The 4,670-nt window shown below is 60.8% G+C and carries 4 protein-coding genes; 2 read left to right on the top strand and 2 right to left on the bottom strand.

Features of this window, described 5'->3' with window-relative positions; genetic code table 11:
• Nucleotides 1-343: 343 nt before the first annotated feature.
• The gene (locus AACS18_RS20105) at nucleotides 344-1,669 is read right to left on the bottom strand and encodes a peptidoglycan DD-metalloendopeptidase family protein (RefSeq protein ID WP_108613129.1); all 1,326 of its coding nucleotides are present in this window, start codon (nucleotides 1,667-1,669) and stop codon (nucleotides 344-346) included.
• 109 nt (nucleotides 1,670-1,778) lie between these two features.
• Between AACS18_RS20105 and tyrS the strand changes: the two genes are divergently transcribed.
• Complete coding sequence (gene tyrS / locus AACS18_RS20100; RefSeq protein WP_108613128.1) at nucleotides 1,779-2,978, top strand: tyrosine--tRNA ligase; 1,200 nt, start codon at nucleotides 1,779-1,781, stop codon at nucleotides 2,976-2,978.
• A gap of 42 nt (nucleotides 2,979-3,020) precedes the next feature.
• Here tyrS and AACS18_RS20095 read toward each other — a convergent pair whose 3' ends face one another.
• The gene (locus AACS18_RS20095) at nucleotides 3,021-3,956 is read right to left on the bottom strand and encodes a LysR family transcriptional regulator (RefSeq protein WP_108613127.1); all 936 of its coding nucleotides are present in this window, start codon (nucleotides 3,954-3,956) and stop codon (nucleotides 3,021-3,023) included.
• Nucleotides 3,957-4,064: 108 nt separating this feature from the next.
• Between AACS18_RS20095 and budA the strand changes: the two genes are divergently transcribed.
• Nucleotides 4,065-4,670, top strand: a 606-nt coding sequence (gene budA / locus AACS18_RS20090) for an acetolactate decarboxylase (RefSeq protein ID WP_258228772.1), incomplete at its 3' end; no start/stop codon positions are given.

The following is a 4,670-nucleotide window of genomic DNA, read 5'->3' as shown; positions in this document are numbered from 1 at the left end:
CCGACATCAGACCGATATAGCGTTCAGCCATGTGTCTCCTTACATTGCTGCTTGAAAATGCGGTGTGCAGAGAGGGTGAAGAGGGGAACGGCTTTCATCCCATGCCACATGGCGTGGTCTTTGACATCAGACCGATATAACGCTCAACCATGGGGCATCCTCAATGCGGACCGGAAAAAGAGTGAGAGAGACAGGATAGATAAGCCCTTACGCCCGTGCCACATGCCGCTCCCGGTGTTCCATCTCATCTTACGCTTGAGAGTGGACTCATTTCAATCTGTCTGCCTGGCGCGGGTTCAATAAAAGGGGCTGGCAGGGCCTTCACCCTGCCAGCCCTGATGACTTAGTTGCCGCGACTATCCCGCTTGTTCTGGGCCAGTTGCAGCTCGGGCTTGTCGAGTTTGGCCAGTTGCGGCATCGCCAGCTTCCTGAAGTTGGCCAGCTCGCGCCCGCTCAGGGTCTCTGCCTGCGGCAGGGTGAGGGTGCGCGGGTTCTTGTGAATGCCGCCCACCACGAATTCATAGTGCAGGTGCGGGCCGGTGACGCGGCCGGTGCCACCCAGGGTGCCGATGGTCTGCCCCTGCTTCACCCGCTGCCCCTTGTTGACGGTGCGTTTGGATAGGTGCAGGTACTTGGTCACATAGTTGCCGGCATGCTTGATAAAGACGTAGTTGCCGTTGAACTGGTTGTAACCGGCAGCCACCACGCTGCCGGAGCCCGCCGCCATGATGGGGGTGCCCACCGGCGCCACATAGTCGATGCCGTTATGGGGGCGGATCTTGCCGGTCACAGGATGGAGGCGGCGCGGGTTGAAGTTGGAGCTGATGTATTTGAAGTTGACCGGCGCGCGCAGGAAGCTCTTGCGCATCGCTTTGCCTTCCGGGGTGTAGTAGTTGCCATCTTCATTGAGCACGGCGCGGTAGGCGGTGCCCTGGTTGACGAACTCCGCCGCCAGAATATCGCCGGAGGCGACCCGCTCGTCGTCGCGGAACTTGTCTTCATAGACCACCCGGAAGCTGTCTCCCGGTTGCAAGTCCTGGGCAAAGTCGATGTCCCAGCCGAAGATGGCGGCCAAGTCCATGATCTGATCTTCGGTCATCCCCGCATCCACCGCTGCGCCCCAGAAGCTGGAGCGGATCTCGCCCTTGCTCACCTGTTCGCGGGTGTCGAGGGCGATCTTGACGTTGCGGGCGACAAAGGTCTCCTCCTTGCGGCTCACCTTGAGCGCCTGCTCCAGACTATGGGGGTAATAGAGGCTGTGCAGCTCGCCGTTCTCGGTGAGCTTGAAGGTGAGTTCCTGCCCCGGTTGCAGCATCCGCAGGGGATCGCTGCCCTCGAGCTGATCGATCAGGTGCAGATCCGTGGTGCTCAGGCCAATGCGCTGGAAGATGACTCCCATGTTGTCGCCACGGCGTACTTTCACCTGCTTGGTGATGTAGCGCGGCTTGGGCGGGGTAACGGGCTGGGCGGCTTCGGCCGTTAGCTCGTCGTTCATTGCGTTGTCGTTCGCCTGTTCCCGCAGGGCAATCTCGTTGCCGTTTTCATCGACCCGTGTTGCTACTGCCTGTTCGCTTGGCCAGGCAGCCAGCATCATGATCATGATGCTCAAGATCAGCACCATCTTGCGGTGCCAGTGGGGGAGTGCGTTGAAGGCGTGCCAAATAACCATGAGAAGCAGATGAAGTCGGGCAGAATGGACGGATTTTACAGCCTTTCCAATTGGCCCGCCATTCCAGTAATATGTTTGGCCCTGTGGAATCGTGATGGAGAGTCAAAAAATGTCCCAGCTCGAGGTGGCGCTAGCCGAGATCAAGCGCGGAGTGGAAGAAATTCTGGTTGAAGAAGAACTTGTCGCCAAGTTGAAGGAAGGGCGCCCGCTGCGCATCAAGTTGGGTATGGACCCGACCGCCCCCGACATTCACCTGGGTCATACCGTGATCCTCAACAAGCTGAAGACCTTCCAGGATCTGGGCCATGAAGTGATCCTGCTGATCGGTGACTTCACTGCCATGGTGGGTGATCCCTCCGGCAAGAACGCCACCCGTCCGCCGCTCTCCGAAGAGGCCATCAAGCACAACGCCCTCACCTATGCGGAGCAAGCGTTCAAGATCCTCGACCCGGCCAAGACCCGCATCGAGTACAACTCGACCTGGCTGAGCGAGCTGGGTGCGACCGGCATGATCAAGCTGGCGGCCAAGCAGACCGTGGCCCGCATGATGGAGCGCGACGACTTCAAAAAGCGCTACACCGGCGGCCAATCCATCGCGATTCACGAATTCCTCTATCCGCTGCTGCAAGGCTATGACTCGGTCGCGCTGAAGGCGGACGTTGAGCTCGGCGGTACCGACCAGAAGTTCAACCTGCTGATGGGCCGCGAGCTGCAAAAAGATGCCGGCATGGCGACCCAGTGCGTGCTGATGATGCCGCTGCTGGTGGGTCTGGATGGCGTTAAGAAGATGTCCAAGTCCGCAGGCAACTACATCGGCGTTCACGACGCTCCGGGCGAGATGTTCGGCAAGATCATGTCCATCACCGACGATCTGATGTGGAACTACTACGAGCTGCTCTCCTTCCGTCCGCTGGCTGAAATTGAAGAGTTCAAGGCAGGCATCGCGGCCGGTACCCTCAACCCGCGCGATGTGAAGATCTGGCTGGCCAAAGAGATCATCGCCCGTTATCACGACGAAGCGGCGGCTGAAGCGGCCCACGAAGATTTCACCCAGCGTTTCTCCAAGAACGCCATTCCGGACGAGATGCCGGAAGTGGAGCTGGCTCTGGAAGGTGACGGGCTGGCCATCGCCAACCTGCTGAAAGAGGCCGATCTGGTGGCCACCACCTCCGAAGCGTTGCGGATGATCAAGCAGGGTGCGGTCAAGGTGGATGGCGAGAAGCTGGAAGATGGCAAGGCACTCATCGGTGCCGGTACCGCCGTCTATCAGGTCGGCAAGCGCAAGTTTGCCCGCGTGACTGTCAAATAAGCAGTACCGTCAAATAAGCAGTCGCATCAGGCAAGCTGGTCATCAAACCGGTTCAAGCTTGTTCAACAGGGCCTCCTTCGGGAGGCCTTGTCGTATCTGGGCGGCACGGATCTGGGCGATGAAGTGCCGCAGCACGGCACTGCTTGGGTGTGGTCGTGTCGCCAGACTGATACTGGTCATCATGCCGTTGCCCTCAATGGGGTGATAACTGACCCCGAGTGGGCGCAGCGCCGCCACCGAGCTGGGCACCAGAGTCACGCCAAAGCCCGCCTGCACCATGCCGACGGTGGAGATCACCTGCGGGCATTCGGGTCCCAGTATCGGCTCGAAGCCAGCCTCCCGACAGAGGCCCACGATGCCGTCATAGAGCCCGGGCCCGATGGCGTGGGGAAACAGAATAAAACTCTCGTCCTTCAGGCTGGCCAGTGGCAAGGGGCCCGGCTTGGCCTTGGGATGGCTGGTCGGCAGGGCGATCAGCAGCGGCTCCTGCTCGATAAGGTGATGGGCAAAGCCCTCGCTACCGCGGCAGGGGAGCCGCAAGATGGCGGCGTCCAGCCGATCGTTGCGCAGCGCCTCCACCAGTGCCGGCATGGTGCCCTCCTGCGGGCTGAGAGCCACCTCGGGGTAGCGCTCCCGATAGTCGTGCAGCAGGGTCAGCACCGCGGGGTGGAGCACGGTGGAGCCGGCAAAGCCGATCCGCAGTGCCCCCTGCTCGCCCCGGGCAATCCGCTTAACCTTCTGCTTTGCCGCATCGGCCAGCGCCAGGATCTGCACCGCATCCCGATAGAGGCTCTCGCCCGCCTCGGTCAGCTCGACACTGCGGGTCAAACGGCGCAGCAGCGGGGTGCCCAGGGTCTCTTCCAACTTGCGGATCTGCTGGCTCAGCGGCGGCTGGGCCATGTTGAGTGATTCGGCAGCGCGGGTGAAATTCTGCTTTTCAACAACGGCCATGAAGTAGCGGAGCGTACGAAGTTCCATATCGATTGAGTCTCAAAGTCATGGGATCAGCGTATTGGTGTTGAAATGTGAACCAAGTCACCATTGGATCCGAACGCTAACAGGATTCACGGTGGAGGTGAAACCCGAATGGAACATATTGCAACATCTGACAGTGCCGGGTGCAGCTGTGCCCTCGAAGTGAGCCAGCAGTTTTCCCGCTGGCGCAGGCAGCATGATGGTGGCGAGATCTACCAGAGTTCCCTGATGAGCGCCCTGCTGGCGGGGGTCTACGAAGGGGAGACCACCATGAGCGAGCTGCTGCGCCACGGCGACTTTGGCCTCGGCACCTTCAACCACCTCGATGGCGAGCTGATCGCCTTCGAGCGCCAGATCCACCAGTTGCGCTCCGATGGCTCGGCCCGGCCCGCCCGCGCCGATCAGAAGACCCCCTTTGCGGTGATGACCCATTTTCGCCCCTGTCTGGAGCGTCGCTTCGATCACCCTCTCAGCCGTGACGAGATCCACCAGTGGGTGGATCGACTTGTGGGATCCGACAACGTCTTCGTCGCCCTGCGCCTCGACGGCCAGTTTGAGACGGCCAAGGTACGTACCGTGCCGCGTCAGGAGCCCCCCTATCGCCCCATGCTGGAAGCCATCGAACAGCAGCCGCTGTTCCGCTTTGCCGCGGTGGCGGGGACTCTGGTGGGATTTCGCTGCCCGCCGTTCGTGCAGGGGGTCAATGTGGCGGGCTTT

Source organism: Aeromonas sp. HMWF015 (genome assembly GCF_963878965.1).
In the GTDB taxonomy this organism is placed as follows: domain Bacteria; phylum Pseudomonadota; class Gammaproteobacteria; order Enterobacterales; family Aeromonadaceae; genus Aeromonas; species Aeromonas veronii.
The sequence above is the reverse complement of the archived record's forward strand: the minus strand, read 5'-3'. Positions and strand labels throughout refer to the sequence as shown.

Bases quoted from the DNA above. Each gene is read 5' to 3' on its own strand.
- AACS18_RS20105 (WP_108613129.1), bottom strand. From the start codon at position 1,669: ATGGTTATTTGGCACGCCTTCAACGCACTCCCCCACTGGCACCGCAAG.
- tyrS (WP_108613128.1), top strand. From the start codon at position 1,779: ATGTCCCAGCTCGAGGTGGCGCTAGCCGAGATCAAGCGCGGAGTGGAA.
- AACS18_RS20095 (WP_108613127.1), bottom strand. From the start codon at position 3,956: ATGGAACTTCGTACGCTCCGCTACTTCATGGCCGTTGTTGAAAAGCAG.